18 protein-coding genes, 1 tRNA gene and 3 pseudogenes are annotated in these 18683 nt (G+C 64.0%); 8 read left to right on the top strand and 14 right to left on the bottom strand.

Annotated elements, in window-relative coordinates; genetic code table 11:
• Positions 1–34: 34 nt before the first annotated feature.
• Positions 35–1165: pseudogene (gene prfB / locus GT370_RS05810) on the top strand (peptide chain release factor 2).
• Positions 1166–1326: 161 nt separating this feature from the next.
• Here the strand turns inward: prfB and GT370_RS05815 are convergent.
• Entirely contained in the window at positions 1327–1677 is a 351-nt protein-coding gene (locus GT370_RS05815; protein ID WP_333490061.1) for an Hsp20 family protein, read from the bottom strand.
• A 331-nt stretch (positions 1678–2008) separates the two neighbouring features.
• Between GT370_RS05815 and GT370_RS05820 the strand changes: the two genes are divergently transcribed.
• Positions 2009–2890: a PrsW family glutamic-type intramembrane protease gene (locus tag GT370_RS05820; RefSeq protein WP_008492719.1), complete on the top strand. Its 882-nt coding sequence runs from the start codon at positions 2009–2011 to the stop codon at positions 2888–2890.
• Positions 2891–2963: 73 nt separating this feature from the next.
• On the opposite strand, the pseudogene GT370_RS05825 reads toward GT370_RS05820, so the two are convergent.
• From GT370_RS05825 to cydD, 3 genes and pseudogenes are all read right to left on the bottom strand, one after another.
• Positions 2964–3651: pseudogene (locus tag GT370_RS05825) on the bottom strand (IS5 family transposase).
• Between the two features lie 171 nt (positions 3652–3822).
• Positions 3823–5451 carry a thiol reductant ABC exporter subunit CydC gene (gene cydC / locus GT370_RS05830; protein ID WP_008492718.1) on the bottom strand — a complete coding sequence of 543 codons (1629 nt, stop codon included), beginning with the start codon at positions 5449–5451 and terminating at the stop codon, positions 3823–3825.
• Positions 5452–5521: 70 nt separating this feature from the next.
• Positions 5522–7132: pseudogene (gene cydD / locus GT370_RS05835) on the bottom strand (thiol reductant ABC exporter subunit CydD); the annotation flags it as partial.
• 77 nt (positions 7133–7209) lie between these two features.
• Between cydD and panC the strand changes: the two are divergent.
• On the top strand, positions 7210–8034 hold the full coding sequence (gene panC / locus GT370_RS05840) for a pantoate--beta-alanine ligase (RefSeq protein WP_008492716.1): 825 nt from the start codon (positions 7210–7212) through the stop codon (positions 8032–8034).
• 113 nt (positions 8035–8147) lie between these two features.
• Positions 8148–8444, top strand: coding sequence for a PilZ domain-containing protein (locus GT370_RS05845; RefSeq protein ID WP_008492714.1), 297 nt, complete (start codon positions 8148–8150; stop codon positions 8442–8444).
• Between the two features lie 6 nt (positions 8445–8450).
• Here the strand turns inward: GT370_RS05845 and GT370_RS05850 are convergent, their stop codons facing one another.
• From GT370_RS05850 to GT370_RS05895, 10 genes are all read right to left on the bottom strand, one after another.
• Positions 8451–9854, bottom strand: a complete 1404-nt coding sequence (locus GT370_RS05850) for a hypothetical protein (protein ID WP_008492713.1) — start codon at positions 9852–9854, stop codon at positions 8451–8453.
• A complete protein-coding gene (locus tag GT370_RS05855; RefSeq protein WP_270184035.1) occupies positions 9854–10447 on the bottom strand; it encodes an ABC transporter ATP-binding protein in 594 nt (197 codons plus the stop codon). Before GT370_RS05855 ends, GT370_RS05850 begins: the two co-directional genes overlap by 1 nt.
• Positions 10438–10587 (bottom strand): hypothetical protein, encoded by a 150-nt coding sequence (locus GT370_RS05860; RefSeq protein WP_270184036.1) that lies wholly within the window; start codon positions 10585–10587, stop codon positions 10438–10440. The genes GT370_RS05855 and GT370_RS05860 overlap by 10 nt, the downstream gene beginning before the upstream one ends.
• 156 nt (positions 10588–10743) lie before the next feature.
• On the bottom strand, positions 10744–11208 hold the full coding sequence (locus GT370_RS05865; protein WP_008492711.1) for a hypothetical protein: 465 nt from the start codon (positions 11206–11208) through the stop codon (positions 10744–10746).
• A gap of 98 nt (positions 11209–11306) precedes the next feature.
• Positions 11307–11519: a hypothetical protein gene (locus GT370_RS05870; RefSeq protein WP_008492710.1), complete on the bottom strand. Its 213-nt coding sequence runs from the start codon at positions 11517–11519 to the stop codon at positions 11307–11309.
• 12 nt (positions 11520–11531) lie between these two features.
• Positions 11532–11867 carry a hypothetical protein gene (locus tag GT370_RS05875; RefSeq protein ID WP_144052639.1) on the bottom strand — a complete coding sequence of 112 codons (336 nt, stop codon included), beginning with the start codon at positions 11865–11867 and terminating at the stop codon, positions 11532–11534.
• Between the two features lie 466 nt (positions 11868–12333).
• The gene (guaB, locus tag GT370_RS05880) at positions 12334–13830 is read right to left on the bottom strand and encodes an IMP dehydrogenase (protein WP_008492708.1); all 1497 of its coding nucleotides are present in this window, start codon (positions 13828–13830) and stop codon (positions 12334–12336) included.
• Between the two features lie 97 nt (positions 13831–13927).
• Positions 13928–14602 carry an RlmE family RNA methyltransferase gene (locus tag GT370_RS05885; RefSeq protein ID WP_008492707.1) on the bottom strand — a complete coding sequence of 225 codons (675 nt, stop codon included), beginning with the start codon at positions 14600–14602 and terminating at the stop codon, positions 13928–13930.
• Entirely contained in the window at positions 14599–14862 is a 264-nt protein-coding gene (locus GT370_RS05890) for a hypothetical protein (RefSeq protein ID WP_270184037.1), read from the bottom strand. The genes GT370_RS05885 and GT370_RS05890 overlap by 4 nt, the downstream gene beginning before the upstream one ends.
• Positions 14863–14935: 73 nt before the next feature.
• Positions 14936–15553, bottom strand: a complete 618-nt coding sequence (locus GT370_RS05895; protein ID WP_270184038.1) for a Ppx/GppA phosphatase family protein — start codon at positions 15551–15553, stop codon at positions 14936–14938.
• Positions 15554–15799: 246 nt separating this feature from the next.
• Here GT370_RS05895 and GT370_RS05900 point away from each other — a divergent pair.
• The 4 genes from GT370_RS05900 to GT370_RS05915 all read left to right on the top strand — a co-directional run bounded on the left by GT370_RS05900 (position 15800) and on the right by GT370_RS05915 (position 18667).
• Positions 15800–15873: transfer RNA gene (locus GT370_RS05900), tRNA-Gln, on the top strand.
• A 65-nt stretch (positions 15874–15938) separates the two neighbouring features.
• Positions 15939–17663: a site-specific integrase gene (locus GT370_RS05905; RefSeq protein ID WP_144052638.1), complete on the top strand. Its 1725-nt coding sequence runs from the start codon at positions 15939–15941 to the stop codon at positions 17661–17663.
• A 76-nt stretch (positions 17664–17739) separates the two neighbouring features.
• A complete protein-coding gene (locus GT370_RS05910; protein WP_008492704.1) occupies positions 17740–18123 on the top strand; it encodes a hypothetical protein in 384 nt (127 codons plus the stop codon).
• 289 nt (positions 18124–18412) lie between these two features.
• A complete protein-coding gene (locus tag GT370_RS05915; RefSeq protein WP_144052637.1) occupies positions 18413–18667 on the top strand; it encodes a hypothetical protein in 255 nt (84 codons plus the stop codon).
• Positions 18668–18683 lie beyond the last annotated feature (16 nt).

Below are 18683 nucleotides of genomic sequence, written 5' to 3' on the forward strand. Positions count from 1 at the left end.
ACCAATTCCCCTGCCATGCGCGTATATCCGCGCAATGTCCGCTGAATCCATCCAACTGAATGAGCAGATCGGCCGCTCGGTCGCCCTGCTGAGGAGGCATCTTTGACTGGGATGCCGCAGTCCTAAAGCTCGCTGAGCTGAACCACCGGGCCGAAGACCCGAATCTCTGGAGCGATGCGGAGGCCGCCCAGGCGGTGATGCGCGAGCGCAACCGCCTCGCCTCGATGGTCGATGGCGTCAACGCCATCGAAACCGAAACCAAGGACACGCTCGAGCTGATCGAGCTGGCCGAGGCCGAGGGCGATGAGGGTATGGTGAAGGATGGCCTGGCCACGCTGGAGCGCCTGGCCGCCACCGCCAAGGAGAAGGAGATCGAATCCCTGCTCTCCGGCGAGGCCGATAGCCGCGATGCCTTCATCGAAATCAATGCCGGCGCCGGCGGCACCGAAGCCCAGGATTGGGCGCAGATGCTGGCGCGCATGTATCTGCGCTGGGCCGAACGCAAGGGCTTCAAGACCGAGATCATGGAGGAATCCGAGGGCGAACAGGCCGGGATCAAATCCATGACCATCCAGATCTTCGGCACCAACGCCTATGGCTGGCTGAAGACCGAAGCCGGGGTGCACCGGCTGGTGCGCATCTCGCCCTTCGATGCCAATGCCAGGCGCCAGACCAGCTTTGCCTCGGTCTGGGTCTATCCGGTGGTCGATGACACGATCGAGATCGAGATCAACCCGGCCGACTTGAAAGTGGACACGTTCCGCGCCTCCGGTGCCGGCGGCCAGCACGTGAACAAGACCGAATCGGCGATCCGTATCACCCATATCCCGACAGGCATCGTCGTCGCCTGCCAGACCGACCGCTCCCAGCACCGCAACCGCGCTACCGCGATGAACATGCTGAAAGCGCGGATGTATGAGCAGGAGCTGCAGAAGCGCGAAGCCGCCTCCGCCGCGACCGAGGCGGCGAAGACCGATATCGGCTGGGCCACCAGATCCGCTCTTACGTGCTGGCCCCGTACCAGCTGGTGAAGGATCTGCGCAGCAACCACGAAAGCGGCAACCCGGCCGCGGTGCTGGATGGCGCCCTGGACCCGTTCCTGGCCTCGTCGCTGGCGGCCCGCGTGGGCGCCACGCGCTCCGAAGCCTCGGCGATGGCGGACTAAAAAGGGGCCGAAAGGCCCCTTTCATTTGCAAAAGTTTTTTGCGCCGCTTTTTTTCAAAAAAGCGGCAAAAACGCGGGGCGGCGGCACGAAAGCCGTCACAACCCCATATCTTCGTGGGGACTTTTTGAAAAAAGTCCCCACACCCCAAAACTTTTGCTCCGTTACGCGGCGTGCGGCAAAGCCGGGGCTTCAACCGTCTGCGGCGCAGACTTGGCGGTGACGATCTCGATGCGGCGCGGCTTGGCGCTTTCCGGTATCACCCGGCGCAGGCTCACATTCAGCAAGCCGTTATTCAGCTCCGCCCCATCCACCACCATATGCTCGGCCAGCACAAACCGGCGCTGGAACGCCCTCGTGGCGATACCGCGATGCAGGAACTCGCCCTTCGCCTCCTCGGCCAAATGGCCGGCGACCAGAAGCGCGTTGTCCTTCACCGTGACCTCGATATTTTCCGGCGCGAAACCGGCAACCGCAAGGCTGACCCGATAGGAATCTTCCCCGGTTTTTTCGATATTGTAAGGGGATAGCTGGCGGAATCCTGCGGCAGCGTGTCCACGAGCCGGGCGAGACGATCAAACCCGACGGCGGTACGGAACAAAGGCGCGAAATCATAGGTCATGTGTAACCTCCTTCAAAAGCAAGGTCGAAAAAACATCTGTTTTGAACAGCTCCTGCGATCCCCGAAACGGCGAACCGTATGAGCGCCCGGCCCCTCATCGAGGCGACCGCGCATCGGATATAATAAGCGTTTTTTTGCGCGCTTCAAGAAAAAATGAATAGCGGGCGATTGCGCAAACCGACGCAACATCCTTCTATCGCGCAACAATCCGCAACCGAGGCGCCATGCTGAGCCTGTTCATCGCCGCCCTGCCCGCCTTGTTCATCTGGGAAATCGCCTCGATCAAGGTGAATGTGCGGCTGCCGAAGACAACGCGCAAGCGCATGTTCAAGCTCGGCGCGCGCTTCGCCATCCTGGCGCTGATCATCGAAATCCTGGAAGGGCTGGTGCCGGAGAGTGGCCTCTCCCCGGTGGCGCATGCGGCGGTGGGCGCCCTGCTGCTGGCCGCGGTGCCGGAGGAGCTGGTAAAATTCGCCGCCGTCAGCCGCTTCGGCAAGAAAGAGCTGAACGAGATCGGCCCCGGCATCGCCATTCTCATCGCGGTGGGCTGCTCGCTCGGCTTCGCGGTGCTGGAGAACAAGCTCTATGTGGTGCATGGCGGCTTTGGCGCCTGGCTGGTGCGCGCCGTCACCGCCGTGCCGATGCACGCGATTTTTGGCTTCACCATGGGCAGCTTCATGGCCCTGGCCTGGCAGCAGAAAGGCGGCGCCGATAGCCGGCTGATCCTGCTCGCCCTGATCGTGCCGATCAGCTTCCATTTCTCTTATGATTTCCTGCTCAACCTGCATCACGAGCTGCCGCGCCTGCGCTGGCCGATGCAAATTCTGCCGCCGGTGATGCTGGTGGAAGGCATTTTTGCCCTGGTCCTCACCAACCATGCGGTGAACGGCAAAACCGCGCTTTATGGCCATCGCGATCCGGTGGATGCCAGCGGTCACCGCGCGCTGGTCTTCTCCGCGGTGATGCTGGCGCTGACCGTGCTGGTGCTGGCCGTCGCCTTGCATTTCCCCGGCGCCCACGGGCTGCTGATGTGCGCGGCGCTGCCGCTGGTGTTCACGCTGGATATGGGGCTGGTCGCGATGGCCAGGGCGAATGGATATGCGTGATGGACGTTCGGGCGCCGGCGCTTCTCTCAATAAGCCCCGGCGTTTGGCGCCGCTTTTTTGGGCTTGTTGACATTCATCGTGAATTGATTGTTGCAGCGGCGAGATAGATCATTGCTTTGAAGGATTGGTCTGTCTTGTCGCTGCGCATGGCGATACGCTTGAACTCCTTGAGTTTGGCGAAAAAGTTTTCGATGAGATGGCGGGCCTTATAGGTCGTTTTGTCATAATCGCGTTTGACGATACGGTTTTTCCGTTGGGGAATGACGGCCTCTGCCTTTTGCTTTTCCAGAGCCTCACGGATCCACTCTACGTCAAATGCCTTGTCGGCAAGCAAAGCGGCAAAGTCCGCCTGCTGGATGAGCGGGGCGACGCCGACAGTGTCAAAATGCTGACCGGGGATAATGACGAAGCGGACCAGATTGCCGAGCGCGTCTGTTAAAGCGACGATTTTGGTCGCCCATCCGGTGACGCTGCGCCCTATGGCCTGGCTTTTGGTCCCCTTTTGCGCCTTGGCCATGGCGATGGACCTTTACAACCGTGCCGTCGATCATCGCGTATTCCATGTCCGGCTCATCCGATAAGGCCTCGAAAAGCTTCTGAAAAACACCAGCTTTTACCCAGTCACGGTAACGCTTGAACACCGTGTTCCATTTACCAAACCACGGCGGCAGATCACGCCACGGGCTGCCCGTGCGCGCAATCCACAAAACACCTTCAACAAATAAGCGGTTATTCAAACCGCTCCGCCCGGGATCACCCACTTTCCCAAGGCAGTGCGGCTCAATCTTCGCCCATTGGGCGTCAGTCAGGACAAAACGCTCTTCCATGAAAAGCGTGAATCACAAAAGACGTGGTCAGGGGAATCCTTAAATCTCAACAAGCCCTGAAAAAAAGCGGCGCCAAAAAACTTTTGTAATTTTTATAACAACACTTTACCCAGCCGCCGCCACCAGCGTACCGCCGGTAAAGCGCCAGATCCGGTCCAGATGCTCCACCCCGGTCAGACGATGCAGGATCAGCAGCACGGTGCGGCCCTCCGTCGCGGCATTGAACACCCGGAAGAATTCCTGCTCGGTCGCCGCATCCAGCCCGGCGCAGGGCTCGTCCAGCAGAATGATCGGCGCGTCCATCAGCAGCGTGCGGGCCAGCGCCAAACGCCGCCCCTGCCCGCCCGAGAGCGTCGTCCCGCCCTCGCCCAGCCAGCTCTCCAGCCCCTCGGGCAGCGCCCGCACCACATCCGCCACCTGCGCCGCCTCAAGCGCCGCCCAGAGCCGCGCCTCGTCCGCCGCCGGATCGCCCAGCAGCAGATTATTGCGGATGCTGTCGGCAAATAGATGCGTGGTCTGGCCCAGATAAGCGATGCGCTGGCGCAGCGCCTCCGCCGGCAATTGCGCGATATCCACCCCGCCAAAACGGATCTGACCCGAGACCGGCTTGATCAATTTCAGGATCAGCGCCGCGATGGTCGATTTCCCCGCCCCTGACGGCCCCAGAATCGCCGTACGCGAGCCCTCCGGCAGCTGCAGAGAGAGGTTTTCGAACACGAAGGGCCGGTCCGCGCCGTAGCGGAAGCTCACATGCTCGAAGGCGATGGCGTTGCGCCTCGGCATCGCCATCGGCATTGCCGGCTCGGGCACCGGTGCTGGCGCATCCGCCGCCTGCACCACCCGAACCGCCGCCATCTTTGCCTGGCCGTAGAGCAGCCCGGCGCGCGGCAGGCCGATCACCGACTCAAAGCCAGCCGTCAGCACCAGCACCGCGGCCACCGCCTCGATCGGCAGGCCGAAAAACCCGAGAATGATCGCCAGCAGAATGCCGGCCTGGGCGGCGATGAAAGCGATGGCGTTCAGCCGCGCCCCCTCCCCCACCAGCTCGCGCTGCGCGGCCAGAAGCTGCGCCTCGCGCGCCTGCACCTCGGCCAGCATGCGGCCCTCGGCGGCGAAGATTTTCACTTCCCGCAAACCATGCAGCGCATCCAGGGCGGCAGTGCGCAAGCCGGCCATCGCCAGCCCGGCCTTGGCCGCATTGGCCTGCGCCGCCCGCGCCGCGCGCCAGGGCAGATAAAAAGCCACGACGGCAAAGGGCAGCAGCGCCAGCACCGCCAGCCCATGCTCGGCCCACAGCACCCAGCCCAGCACCGGCAGCAGCACCACAGCGCTCAGCAGCGGCACGAAAATCCGCAGGAACAGCCCGTCCAGCGTGTCGACATCATTCACCAGCCGGGAGAGCGCATCGCCCGAGCGGCGCAGCCCCAGCCCGCCGGCGGCGCTGCGCGCCAGCCCGCGAAACAGCCAGATCCGCAAATCCCCCAGCGCCCGGAAAATCGCCTCATGCCCGACCACACGCTCGCCATAGCGCAACAGCACCCGCGCCACGCCCATCCAGGAGAGCAAAGCCGGCACCGTCAGCGCAAAGCCGGCAATGGCCAGCGCCAGCGCATGGCCGGAGAGGCCCATCATGGTGATCGCCGCCAGCAGCGCCGCCAGCGCCAGCAGCACGGCCAGCGCCAGCCAGCCCGGATGACGCAGCCAGAGGCCGGTGACGCGCGACAGCGGGCTCATGCCTGCGCCCCCGCCAGCTGGCATAGCGCAAGGCATCGAGATCCACCCGCTTGGCACCGATGGTCTTGGCGAGATCCAGCGCCTGGGTGGAATGGGTGGCCAGCACCACGGTACGCCCGGCGGCGAGATGCTTCAGGCTTTCCAGAATATCGCGCTCCACGGCGGGGTCGAGATGCGAGGTCGGCTCATCCAGCAGCAGCAAGGGGGCATCCTTCAGAAAGGCGCGGGCGATGGCGATGCGCTGCGCCTGCCCGCCGGAAACACCGAACCCGCCCTCGCCCAACGGCGTGCGCACACCTTGCGGCAGTGCCGCCACCAGCTCCTCCAGATGCGCGTTGCGGATGGCATCCTTCAGCTCATCCTCGCTCGCGGCGGGGTTGGCGAAGCGGATATTCTCCTCGATCGTGCCGGCGAAAATCACCGGCTTCTGGCCGATCCAGCCCAGCATCCGGGTGCGCGCCGCCGGCACCAGATCCTCCAGCACCGCGCCATTGATGGTGATGCGCCCGCCCTGCGGCGCCAGAAAGCCCAGGATCAGGTCGATGATGGTGGATTTGCCGGTGCCCGAGGCGCCGGTGAGCAGCAGCATCTCGCCGCGCCCGACCTTGAAGGAGAGATCCTCAACCACCGGCCGCGCCGGGTCCCAGCCATAGGTGACATGCTCGAAGGCCAGCGTGACCCCCTGCGCGGCGACGGAGCGTATATCGACCGGCGGCACCGGGGCCGGGGCATCCGGCAAAGCGGACAGCTCCTCGGCCACCGCCTCCACCGCCATGCGGTCGCCATAAACCGCCGAGAACGCGCGCAGAGGCGCGAAAAACTCCGGCACCAGCAGCACCAGGAACAGAGCAGTCGGCGCCAGCTCATGTGCGCCGTGCAAGGCCGGGGCGAACCGCACCACGATCAAAATCAAAGCCGCCGCCGCCGCCAGATCCAGCGCCGTGGAGGACAGGAAGGCGACCCGCAGCACCCGCATGGTGCGCTCCCGCAACTCCCGCGCCGCACCGGCCAAAGCCCGCGCCTCATCCTCGCTGCGCCCGGCCAGCACGATCGTGGAAATGCCGCGAATGCGGTCCATGAAGCGCACCTGCAGCCGGGTCATCGCCAGAAACTGCTTCTTCGCGGCGATGCCCGCACCGATCCCCGCCACCGCCATGGCAAAGGGCACGAACAGCCCGGCGAGGATGAGGATCAGCCCGCTGCGCCAATCCAGCAGCAGCGCCACCAGCCCGATCAGCCCCGGCCCGATGATCGCCATGCCGGTGGCGGGCACCCAGCGGGCGTGAAACCCGTCCATCGCCTCCACCCGGTCCACCGCGCTGGCAGCCAGCTCGGCCGAATGGCGCCCGCGCAAGCCCGCCGGCCCCAGCGCCAGCAGCGCGCTCAGCACCTGGCCGCGCAGCCGCCGGCGGGCCGCGGCCCCCAGCTCGAAATTCCCGCGCTCATTGCGCAATTGCAGCCCAGCACGCGCCAGCACCGCCAGCGCGAAGACCAGCCCGGCGATGCTGGCTGAAATCCCGCCGCGCTGCACATGCAGCAGCGAGGCCAGCAGCCGTGCCGCCGCCCCGGCCTGGATGATGCCGCAGACCACCCCCAATCCGCCGAAGAGAAACGACAAATTCGCCGCACGAAACCCAAGTTTTTGTTCAGATTTTATCCAGGGTTTCGTGGCACTATTCATGGCGTTCTATCTAGCCTCCCCTCCCCAGCTTGCCCAGGGCTGGACGAGTGACAAAAAATGTTGAAAAGCCGCGCCAAATGATCATCGCCAGGACTCTCGAAGAGCTCACCGCCGCCCGCGCCACGCTGGGCGATGTCGGTTTCGTCCCCACCATGGGCGCCCTGCATGCCGGGCACCTGAAGCTCGTGGAGGCGGCGCGGGAAGCCGACCTTACCCCGGTTGCCAGCATTTTCGTCAACCCGACCCAGTTCGGCCCGAAGGAGGATTTCGCCCGCTATCCGCGCGATGAGGCCGGGGACATCGCCAAGCTCGAAGCGGCCGGCTGCAAGCTGGTCTGGATGCCTGGCGTCGAGGAGATGTACCCGGCCGATGCGGCGACGAGCATCCATGTCGCCGGCCCCAGCCAGCGCTGGGAGGGCGCCACCCGCCCCGGCCATTTCAACGGCGTGGCCACTGTGGTGGCCAAGCTATTCGGCCAGATACGCCCGCAGGCGGCGTTTTTCGGCGAGAAGGACTGGCAGCAGGTGCAGGTGGTGCGGCGGATGGTGGCGGATCTGCTGCTGCCGGTGCGCATCGTCCCGGTCCCCACCGTGCGCGAGGCGGATGGGCTCGCGCTGTCCTCGCGCAACGCCTATCTCAGCCCCGAGGAGCGCCGCGCCGCGCCAAAGCTGCACGCCGCCCTGCAGCATGCGGTGAAATATCTGCAACAGGGCAAGGAGCCGGCCGCAATTCTGCATCACACTCGCATGGAGCTCGCCGCCGCCGGCATGGTGCCCGACTATGTGGCGCTGGTGCAGGCGCAGACGCTGGAGCCGATCGCCGCACTGCAGACGCCGGCACGGCTGATCGCCGCAGCAAAACTCGGGCATGTCCGCCTGTTGGATAATCTGCCGATCGGCTAACAAAACTAACTATCATTTAACACCCTGGAAACAAGCGGATCATCCACAATCCGCTTGCGCGACTCTGTGTTTGCATGTAGGCCAACCGTCTCAACATCCAGGCCTTTCCTGCAATGTCAAAGCTGCCGCCGCCCGATGCGCTGAAACCCGAAGATAAACGCAAGGAGCCGCGCCAGCGCGTGCTCGGCCGGGCGAAACTCTATGTCGGCATGTTCAGCCCTACCGTCTATGATTGCCTGATCATGGAATATTCGGACAATGGCGCGCGGATCGAGACCAGCGCCGTGGTGCAGGTGCCGGATCTGTTCAAGATCCAGGTCGGCGAACAGCCGGCACGCCGGGCGCGCCGGGTCTGGAGCCGGGGCAATGCCGTCGGGCTGGAATTCCTGGATCCGCCGCCCAACGAATAACCGCCTTCAGACGAACGTCACCACCAGCCAGGCCGCCAGCGCCCAGCCGGCGCTGATCGATACCCCCAGAACCAGCCCCAACAGCGTGCCGACCTGAGTTTTGCCAAAGGCCGCGCGGCTGAGCGGAATCGGCAGTCGGCGCCCGAGCCAGAGATTGCTGGCCAATGCCCCCGCCACCCCCAGCAGCATGACCGGCGCCAAAGCCGGGCCTTTCACCAGCACCGCCACAACCGGCAGGCCGATAATCGCCAAAGCCGTCTGCGCGCAGACCAGATACGCCGCACGGCGCGGCGCCCGCGCCGCCACCGGGGCCGACGCGATGAGGGCCGGCATGTCATTCATCTGTGCCAGCACCGAGATGAAGAACAGCCCGAGCTGCCCGGCCAGAAACACCAGCAACGGCACCGTGACCGCCAGCCCGATCACCACCTTGCCGAGCAAAATCGCCACCACCGGGATCAAGGTGAGGGAACGATAGGCGATCTGCGAGACCAGCCCGGGAAAGCGCGCCAGCAGCCGGCGGTCCTTCGCCATCAGGCTGGAAAAGGCGCTGTGCCGGAACCGCGCCTGCTGCGCCCCCTCCCGCCCCGCCGGCCGGTAGCTGGCGGCACTGATCGCCCCGCGCGCGAACGGCCCGGCCAGGAACACCCAGACCAGGCAAAACACCAACGCCGCCAGCGCCAGCGCGGCCAGCAGCGGCGCTGGCTGACCCAGCAGACCGCGCGCGAAGAGATAAGCCAGCCCACCCCCGCTAGGCCCCGGCAGCAGCCCGGACCAGAACCCCGCCAGCGCCGCGTGCGGCACGAAATGCGGGGTCTGGCCGAGAATGAAGATGCCGACCCCGGTGAACAGCGCCAAAGAATGTCCGGCCCGGCGCGCCGCCATCGGCCCGATCCGCCCGACCAGCACCACCACCAGCGCGAAGGCCAACGCCGCCACCACCAGCGCCTCGGCCAGCAGCATCGGATAGACCGCGAGCGCCCAGAGCTGCCCGAAAATGATCAGCCCGTTGGCCAGCATCCCCGCCAGCAGCAGCCAGGGGGCGAGGATGCTCAGCGCCACGCCCAACATGCGCACCGCCAGCACCCGGTTGGGCGCAATCGGCGAGGCGAGCAGGAAATCCGCGTCGCCGCGGGCATAGAGCACGTCGATGCAGGCCATCATCGCGCGCGAGAACATCAGCACGAAGAGGAACGCGAGATTGATGTTGAGCGCCAGCAGCATGATCTCCGGCGCCACCGGATGGCGCATGATCAGATGCCCCACCAACACACCGAAAGCCTGGAACATCAAAATCACGATGCTCGCCGGCACCAGCACATAGCGATGGGTGCGCACGAGAATGGAGCCGCGCCACAGCACTTTCAGCTCATGGCGCAGCAGCCAGAGAAATCCGGGCGGCTTGAACATCAGCCGGCAGTGAGCTGGAGAAACACATCCTCCAGCGTGCCGCTCTCAAACCCTGCATGGCCGCGCAACGCCTCCAGCCCGCCCTCGGCCACAAGCGTCCCGCCAGCGAGAATGCCGATGCGGCTGGCCAGCCGCTCGGCCACTTCCAGAATATGGGTGGTGAGAATAATCGCCGCGCCATTCTCGACATGTCTGGTCAGCAGATTTTTCACCAAACGGGCGGAACCGGCATCCAGCCCGGTGAAGGGCTCATCCAGCAACAGAAATTTCGGATCATGGATCAACGCGCCGGCCAGCACCGTCTTCTGCTTCATGCCGCGCGAAAACCCCTCACAGCGCTCGGCCCGGTGCGGCCAGAGGCCCAGCAGGTCCAGCAGCTCATCGGCCCGGCGGCGGGCCAGATCCGGCGGCACCTGCCAGAGCCCGGCGATGAATTCCAGATATTCCAGCGGGCTCAGCTTGTCGTAAAGCAGTGGCTCATCCGGCAGCCAGGCCATGATCGCCTTCGCCCCCAGCGGGTCTTTTACCACGTCCCGGCCAAAAACCTCGATGCGCCCGGCATCGGGCGGGGTCAGCCCGGCGATCATCCGCAATGTCGTGGTTTTGCCGGCGCCATTGGCGCCGAGCAGCGCGTAAAATTCCCCGGGCGGATGGTCAGGGTCAGCCCCTCCACCACCTTGCGCCCGAAGGATTTACTCAAGCCCTGCGCATTCAGCGCCCATGCGGTCTCCATGCCGCTAACCTACCGATGCGCGGCGGCGGCGGCCAGAGGCAATGACCTGAGCTTAGAGCAATATGTGTTTAGGTTGACGCGCCAGCGTCAAGATAAACACTTGAAATTGCTCGCTAAAACAAAACTTAGAGCCATCAAGCTAAAAGCTTGATGGCTCTAAAGGCTGAGCTCCGGCGCGTTGCTGCCCAGGATCTGCTGGATCGTCGCCTGCGCGCCCTGCAGGTCATGTCCGCCGATCTGCTGGCGGGCCTGCTCGATCTGCGCCACCACCGGATCCTGGCTCGGGTCATTGGCGCGCGTGGCCACGACACTGCGCTGCAGAATATTGGTCTCGGCGCGTTCCAGCGCCTCGTCTGCGGTGCCGGTCTGATGGCGCATCAGAGACTGGTTGGCGCTCATCAGCAGCATCGCCACATTCGCATCCGGGCCGACCTGAGGGGCCGGCGGCGTCGGCGCGATCGTGGATTTCGTATCCATGCCGTTGATGTTGCTGGCCTTGGGCGATAGCGGCAGCGAGGAGCGCGTGCCGATATCATTGCCAGGTCGCGCGCCGGTCATGCTCCGCGGCGCGCTCTGCGCCACCGCCAGCGGCGCCGCCAACAGCAACGCGCTGAAAATCATTGGTTTTGCCAAGCGCATTTGAAAGCTCCTGTTCATGAAACCAGCCGGGCGGCGAGCCGCCCGGCGTTTTCTAACGTTCCGTTAGATAAAGCCCAGCCTCACTGCGCCGGGACGGTGACCGCATGCGTGGTCTGGGTCGTCGTGGTGTTGCCGGGCGGCAGCATCGGCGCCGCCTGCGGCTGCACCTGGCCCGCGCTCTGCACCGTCTCGGTGGTCGTGGTCGTCGTCTGCGGCGGATTATCGGCGCAGGCGCTGAGCGCACCCGCCGCCACGATCATCGGAATCGCCAGCGCAATATTGAATTTTTTCATATCGCCCTCGCCTTAATCGTTGCCGGTTGTGGTCGTGGTCGTGGTCTTCTTCGAATAATAGGTCTGCGCCGGCACGCTGGTCGTCGTCGTGCTGTCGGAGGCCGCGCCGTTCACGTTGCCGTAGGTGGTCTTGGTGGATTGGTAGGAATTACCATAACCATCCGTGGCCTTGGTGGTTTCCGTGGTGCTCAGCGTACCGGGGGCGGGCGGCACCACCGGGGTGGGCGCGCTCATCGCCGGCGCGCTGGTCGTGGTGGTGGTGCTCTGCGAGTAGGTGGCACTCTGCGCCAGCGCCATCCCGCCCATCATCAAACTCGCGGCCATGCCAGCCATAAAACCGTATTTCATGGTCATTCTCCTTGCTGTTGAGTTCGACCGGAACAACGCCGCCACACCATCGGGCAGGAAGCGGGTTCAAATAATCGAACCGGGATCACGATCTTTCGTTTAGCAAATCGAATCTGGGCGCTGAGTGAGGCGGAAAAAGGGCCGCGCGATTAAAGCGCGGCAAGCCGAATGTTAGAAATGCCGCGCCGGCCTCTGACATTTCGCCGGGCGCATCGCGCAAAGGCTTGCGCTTTCAACAAATTTTAAAAAGGCGCGAAACCGCCGCGGGATTTCTACCGGTTTCATGAAAGCCCATTCATCCGGAGGGTGCCAATGAAAAAGCCGCCCGGAGGCGGCTTTTTCAGGAAGAGGTGGGGGGGTTTGAAAAAACACCCCACCCCTCCGGCGGCTTTTCCCCGCCGCTGGGCGGCGGCGGAACCTTGGCCGCCTCCGCCCTCCAAAAACTTTTGCTCACAAACGAGGTTTTTCAGCCTTCCTGGCGGTAATTCGGCGCCTCGCGGGTAATCGCCACGTCATGCACATGGCTCTCGCGCAGCCCGGCGCCGGTGATGCGGCGGAACTTGGTCTGGGTCTGCAGCGCCTCGATATCCGCGCTGCCGGTATAGCCCATGCCAGCCCGCAAGCCCCCGACCAGCTGATGCACCACCGCCGCCATCGGCCCCTTATAGCCCACCCGGCCCTCGATGCCTTCCGGCACCAGCTTCAGGCTGTCCTTGATCTCCTGCTGGAAATAGCGGTCGGCGGAACCGCGCGCCATCGCCCCCAGCGAGCCCATGCCGCGATAGGATTTATAGGAGCGGCCCTGATACAGGAACACCTCGCCCGGCGCCTCATCGGTGCCGGCCAGCATCGAGCCGACCATTACCGCATCCGCACCCGCCGCCAGCGCCTTCACCATGTCGCCCGAGGCGCGGATGCCGCCATCGGCAATCGCCGGCACCCCGGCCTTGCGGCAGGTGGCGGCGGTTTCCATCACCGCGGTGAATTGCGGCACGCCGACACCGGCCACCACGCGGGTGGTGCAAATCGAGCCCGGCCCAATGCCGATCTTCACCGCATCCGCGCCGCTATCGATCAGCGCCTGCGCGCCCTCTGGCGTGGCGACATTGCCGGCGATGATCTGCACGGCATTGGAGGCCTGCTTGATCTTCGCCACCGCCTTCAACACCCCGTCCGAATGGCCATGGGCGGTGTCCACCACCACCACATCCACCCCGGCCTCGATCAGCGCCTCGGCGCGGGCCATGCCATCGGCGCCGACGCCGGTGGCGGCGGCCACGCGCAGCCGGCCCAGCTCGTCCTTATTGGCCAGCGGATAGGCCTGCGCCTTGTCCATATCCTTCACCGTCATCAGCCCCACGCAGTGGAAGGCCTCGTCCACCACCAGCAGCTTCTCCAGCCGGCGCTTATGCAGCAAGGCGCGCGCCTCCTCAGGAGACACCCCCGCCGTCACCACCGCCAGATTTTCGCGGGTCATCAGCTCATAGACCTTGGTGCTCAGATCCGTGGCGAAGCGCACATCGCGATGGGTGAGAATGCCGACCAGCTTGCCGTCGCGCTCCACCACCGGAAAGCCGGAGATGTTGTGCTGGGCCATCAGCGCGCGGGCATCTTCAAGGGTCTGGTCGGGATAGATGGTCAGCGGATTGACCACCATGCCGCTCTCGAACTTCTTCACCTTGCGGACCTGGGCGGCCTGCTCCTCGATGGTGAAGTTTTTATGAATGACGCCGATGCCGCCCTGCTGCGCCATGGCGATCGCCATTTGCGCCTCGGTCACGGTATCCATCGCCGCCGAGATCAGCGGGATGTTCAGCGAAATCGTGCGGGTAAGTTTGGTGGCGGTTTTCACCGTGGCCGGGAGAACCTGGGAATAGCCAGGCACCATCAGCACGTCGTCGAAAGCCAGCGCCTCCGCGATCCGGTTGGAGAGTTCCGTGCTGTGTGAAAAATCCGATGCCATCGCCAATGCCCACCTATAGAGACCTTGGCGGCTCCCATTATCCGGCTCTCCCGGCCCGCGCAAGTCGCATGTGCCATGCGCGCCGGGCGTAAGCGGCTTATGCCGGCCGAAAGCCGGTGGCGACCACGTACATCTCCTTGGAATCCTTGCGGCTGGCCGGGGGCTTGGCGTGCTTCACGCTGCGAAACCGCGCTTTCAGCGTGTTCAACATGTCCTTCTCCGCCCCGCCCTGGAACAATTTGGCGACGAAGGCGCCGTCCGGCGCCAGAATCTCGCAGGCGAAGGCCAAAGCCGTCTCGGCCAGGGCCATGATGCGGATATGGTCGGTGGCGACGTGGCCGGAGGTGTTCGGCGCCATGTCCGAAAGCACCAGATCCGCCTTGCCACCGAGCAATTCGGTCAACCGCGCCTCAATGCCCTCCTCCAGAAAATCGCCCTGGATGAAATCGGCCCCCGCCACCGGCTGGATCTCCAGCAGGTCGATGCCGACCACCTTGGCCGCCCCCCGCTCCAGCGCCACCTGGCTCCAGCCGCCGGGAGCCGCGCCCAGATCCAGCACCCGGCTGCCCTTGCCGATCAGCTTATATTTCTCATCCAGCTCGATCAGCTTGAAGGCGGCGCGCGAGCGCCAGCCGGCGGCCTTGGCGGCGGTCACGTAGGGGTCGTTGAGCTGGCGCTGCAGCCAGCGTTGCGAGGAGCTGGAGAGCTTGCGCGCATTCTTCAGCCGCACGGCATCCCGGCGGGGCGGCAGCTTGGAGGTCGGGTCGGTCATGCGTGCAGACGGGATTTATGAGCGTGCATGTCGCGCATCAGCCTCATCAACATGCCTTCGCGCAAGCCCCTATCGGCCACCATCAGCCGTGGCGCCTGCCATAATTCATGAATCGCGGCGAAAATGGCACAGCCGGGCAGCACGAATTCCACCCGCTCATGGCCGATGCAAGGATGGCGCGACAGCCCTTCGCGACCCAGCGCCCGGGCCTCGGCCAGCGCCTCATCGACCGCGCGGCGCGACAGCGAGACCCCATCCACCAGCCCGCGCTTATAGCGCTCCAGCTTCAGCGAGACCCCGCCAGCGTGGTGACTGTGCCCGAGGTGCCGACCATCACCACCCCGCCGCGCCGGATTTCCTCGCCAATCCGATGCACCGCCTCGAACGGGCGCAGCATCGCAACGATATCCTCGGCCAGCCGGGAAAACCCCTCATTCTGGTAACAGGCGCCAGCGCAACGCTCGGAGAGCGTGACCACCCCACCGGCAGCGAGAGATAGCCGATCAGCTCGGGATGCGGCCCGGCATCCAGCCGCACCCAGGCAATCTCGGTCGAGCCGCCGCCAATATCGAACAAAAGCGCCCGCCGCCCGGCCCGGCGCAGCAGCGGCGCGCAACTCTCCACCGCCAGCTCCGCCTCCTCGCGCGGGTTGATGATCTCCAGCGGCAAGCCCGTGGTCTCGCGCACCCGGCGGACGAATTCATGGCCGTTTTCCGCCTGCCGGCAGGCCTCGGTGGCGATGGCGCGCAGCCGGATGGGGCCGTTCAGCTCATCCCCCGCGAAGCGCCGGACCCGCTCCGCACAGATGCTGAGCGAGGCGATGGCGCGCTCCATCGCCAGCTCGGAGAGCTGCCCGGTTTCATACAACCCCTCCCCCAGCCGTACGACTCGGGAGAAACTATCGAGAATATGAAAGCCCTGCGCCGTCGGGTGCCGACCAGCATACGGCAATTATTGGTCCCGAGATCGATGCCCCCGAACACGGCGCGGCGTTTTCCCCGCCGGTGGGAAACCGGCCGCGTCGGCTGCGCGAGGGAGAACTGACTGGCCATACTCTATATATTCGCGGAATATCCCAGCGGAGCAAGACGCAAATCCGCCCCCGCAAACCCGACCCGCAGATTTTGTGTTGATTGAATGACAGACCGGGCTTGCCCCCGCCAAATGTCGATGCTAGATGCTCGCCACCGATACCGCTTGGGGATAGTTTAGCGGTAGAACTTCCGACTCTGACTCGGACAGCCTTGGTTCGAATCCAGGTCCCCCAGCCAAAAAATCGGTAACCTCATGAAAAGTAAGGTCTTACGCGGACGGCCCAGCCCGCAGGACCTGCTTTGTGCCCAAATCTTCCCACAAAACTTCCCACATCACCCGCAAGGGCCGGACGTATTACTACCGGCGGCGTCTTCCTGGTTCGCGTTTCGGTGAGGTATGGATCAACCTCAAGACGCGAAACTACAGGGAAGCCGAGTACCTTGCCGGGATGCTGGATGCTGAATTTGGACGGGCCTTACCGCAATTGCGAGACCGGGCCATGAGCGCGGAGGCAGAGATACAGGCCATCCTCAAGGCCAAGCTCAAGACCTTCCTGGACGAGGACCTGGAGCGGCGGATGACCCGCAAGCCCTTCTCGGCTGTCTACGCGCACTGGTGGGAGATCGGGGACCCACAGACTTCCGACGAGGCAGACCTGCGGGCCATTCGGAACGCCCAGGACAGCCTGAGGCGCGACTTGGTACAGAACAGCCCCGTGGAGATGGGCGACTATGCGGCTGCCCTGATTAAGGAGCGCGGCCTGCCTCCCGAACTGCTGAACCATCTGACCTACGGGCTCATTGAGGCTGCCATCAAGGGCTGGGAGATCGCGGAACGCCGCACCCTGGGCCAAGAACCCGTGGTCATGCTGGCCGAATCGGCCTTGCCTGCCGTGCCGGTCCCTCCCGTCACCCCAGAGGCACCCAAGGCCCCTACCCGCCCCCTGGCCTCGTCCTACGTGGATGATTTCCAGGCGTGGGGCACCGCCTCGTCTGGCTGGCGAGCAGGCCCGCTCAAGCAAGCGCTGGTCTCGTTGGCCATGTTCCGAGAGGTGGTGGGTGACCTCCCGGTGGACCAATACACCCCCGAACATACCGAGCAGTTCCGCGCCGTTCTCCGCAAGCTGCCGATGATCTACCGGAAGTCGCCCAAGGAGAAGGACAAACCGTTGGCGGAAATCATCGCCGAGTCGCCGCCCGGTGCCCATCTACTGTCCGACAAGACCGTAAAGCGGCACTTCTGGGCCGTGTCCCGCTTCTTTGAGTTCCTGAAAGAGACCGGGCGGCTACCCAGAACATTCGCCAACCCGGCCCAGGGGTTCACCTTCAAGGCCAAAGGGTCCGTGCGCGACGACCGGGACATGTGGACTGGGAAAGAACTGGCCGCCCTTTTCGCCTCCCCCATCTGGACTGGCTGCAATCCGTTCTATCGGGCACGGGCCGGAGACCAGATCATACGGGACGGCATCTTCTGGCTGCCGCTGCTCGGCGCCTTCCACGGGAACCGCCTGGAAGAGTTCGCCCAACTTCGGGGAGCGGACGTGGCCCAGGCGGGCGATATCTGGTTCCTGAACATCACCGATGAGGACGGACGGCAACTCAAGAACGCGCAGTCCCGGCGTAGGGTGCCCTTGCACTCCGAACTGATAAAGCTGGGGTTCCTCCAGTACGTCCAGGCCACCGCGCCCGCACCAGACGCGCCCGTGTTCCCAGACCTGAAACCGCGCGGCGTGGATGCCAAGCAGGGCTATAGCTTCACCAAGCGGTTTTCGGCCTACCGGCGGGCCATCGGGGTCTACAGAAAGGGCCTGGATTACCACTCTTTCCGACATGGCGTGACTACCAAGCTGTTCGAGGCTGACGTGAATGAGGGATGGATTGACCTGCTGACGGGCCACGAGAGCGGCGGGGAGAGCCGGAAGCGCTATCTAAAAGGCATCCCGCTGGAGAAGCTGAAAGAGGCCATCGAGAGGGTGACTTGGCCTGAGGTGGACCTGTCTTGGCTGTATGTGGAGCGGGCGGACTAAACCCCTCCTGGTCTCAGGCATATTGCTTTCGGCGGCGTTCCATGTTCCCGTTAAGCTAGAACGAATGAGATAAAGCATGGCGCATTTCGACAAGGACAAGTTTGCCGAATACATCACCGCGCATGTGTCTAAGCAACGGTTTGGCGAAGGTCGATGCGCCCACTATGTCCGCATGGCTTTGGCCGCAGCCGGTATGCGTCCCGTCACGTGGCCCGAACCCGCGAGATTATGGGGAGGCACGTTGTTGGCCCTCGGGTTCATACCCGTTCCAGCACCTAATTACGTGCCACAAAAAGGCGACATCGTCGTGATCCAACCAGTTAAGGCCGGTGAAGCGGGGCATATCGAGGGGTACAATGGCAAAAATTGGGTCTCAGACTTTGTTCAAGATGATTTCTGGCCGAGCCATATGTATGCGAAGGCAAAGCCTGGTTTTGTCGTGTATCGCCGGGCTGATTAGTGTTACGCCCGCCCTGGCCAGGGCACCGGATTGTAATTCGGATCGTCAGGCCGTTACGATTGACCCAGTTTTCAAGCTTAATCTCCCAGCCAGCTTCTATGAAGCGCACTACGCCCGTGCATCACCCGCCTTGCTGAATGAGTGCGGAATCACAGTTTCTAAAAAGGCTGATTATAGATACTGGGTTTTTGCATCGGTAAACGCTGGCCCAGACCAGTACGTGATCCTGGGCGGGGAGGTCCGCGATAATACCGGGCAAGATACCCCTAAGGGCCGATGGTCACCCGATATGTTCGGCAACCTCGACCAGATCAGCGCAGGGAAGTGTACTGCCATAAGCTGGCCAATAGACATATTTTGCAGCGCTGGCTCTGGGCCGCCGCCTGTTGCCGTGCTGAATAAATTAGCCGCTGATACGGTGGCACGGTATGAAGCCGCCTTTGGCTCACGGGCCGGTTTCATGGAAGAACTCAAAAAACAAGACCGCATCCCTAACGATCCTGGCCTTAAGATACTCAATCAAGCTCTTGCCACACAGCAATGAGACTTCCAGGGCCGTC

It is taken from the genome of Acidocella sp. MX-AZ03 (assembly GCF_027626035.1).
Lineage (GTDB): Bacteria > Pseudomonadota > Alphaproteobacteria > Acetobacterales > Acetobacteraceae > Acidocella > Acidocella facilis.

Coding starts and splice junctions, on each gene's coding strand:
- GT370_RS05845 (WP_008492714.1), top strand. CDS start 8,148: ATGTCAAAGCTGCCGCCGCCCGATGCGCTGAAACCCGAAGATAAACGC.
- guaB (WP_008492708.1), bottom strand. CDS start 13,830: ATGGCATCGGATTTTTCACACAGCACGGAACTCTCCAACCGGATCGCG.
- GT370_RS05860 (WP_270184036.1), bottom strand. CDS start 10,587: ATGGAGACCGCATGGGCGCTGAATGCGCAGGGCTTGAGTAAATCCTTC.
- cydC (WP_008492718.1), bottom strand. CDS start 5,451: ATGAGCCCGCTGTCGCGCGTCACCGGCCTCTGGCTGCGTCATCCGGGC.
- GT370_RS05910 (WP_008492704.1), top strand. CDS start 17,740: ATGGCGCATTTCGACAAGGACAAGTTTGCCGAATACATCACCGCGCAT.
- panC (WP_008492716.1), top strand. CDS start 7,210: ATGATCATCGCCAGGACTCTCGAAGAGCTCACCGCCGCCCGCGCCACG.
- GT370_RS05885 (WP_008492707.1), bottom strand. CDS start 14,602: ATGACCGACCCGACCTCCAAGCTGCCGCCCCGCCGGGATGCCGTGCGG.
- GT370_RS05915 (WP_144052637.1), top strand. CDS start 18,413: ATGTTCGGCAACCTCGACCAGATCAGCGCAGGGAAGTGTACTGCCATA.
- GT370_RS05820 (WP_008492719.1), top strand. CDS start 2,009: ATGCTGAGCCTGTTCATCGCCGCCCTGCCCGCCTTGTTCATCTGGGAA.
- GT370_RS05850 (WP_008492713.1), bottom strand. CDS start 9,854: ATGTTCAAGCCGCCCGGATTTCTCTGGCTGCTGCGCCATGAGCTGAAA.
- GT370_RS05865 (WP_008492711.1), bottom strand. CDS start 11,208: ATGATTTTCAGCGCGTTGCTGTTGGCGGCGCCGCTGGCGGTGGCGCAG.
- GT370_RS05870 (WP_008492710.1), bottom strand. CDS start 11,519: ATGAAAAAATTCAATATTGCGCTGGCGATTCCGATGATCGTGGCGGCG.
- GT370_RS05875 (WP_144052639.1), bottom strand. CDS start 11,867: ATGAAATACGGTTTTATGGCTGGCATGGCCGCGAGTTTGATGATGGGC.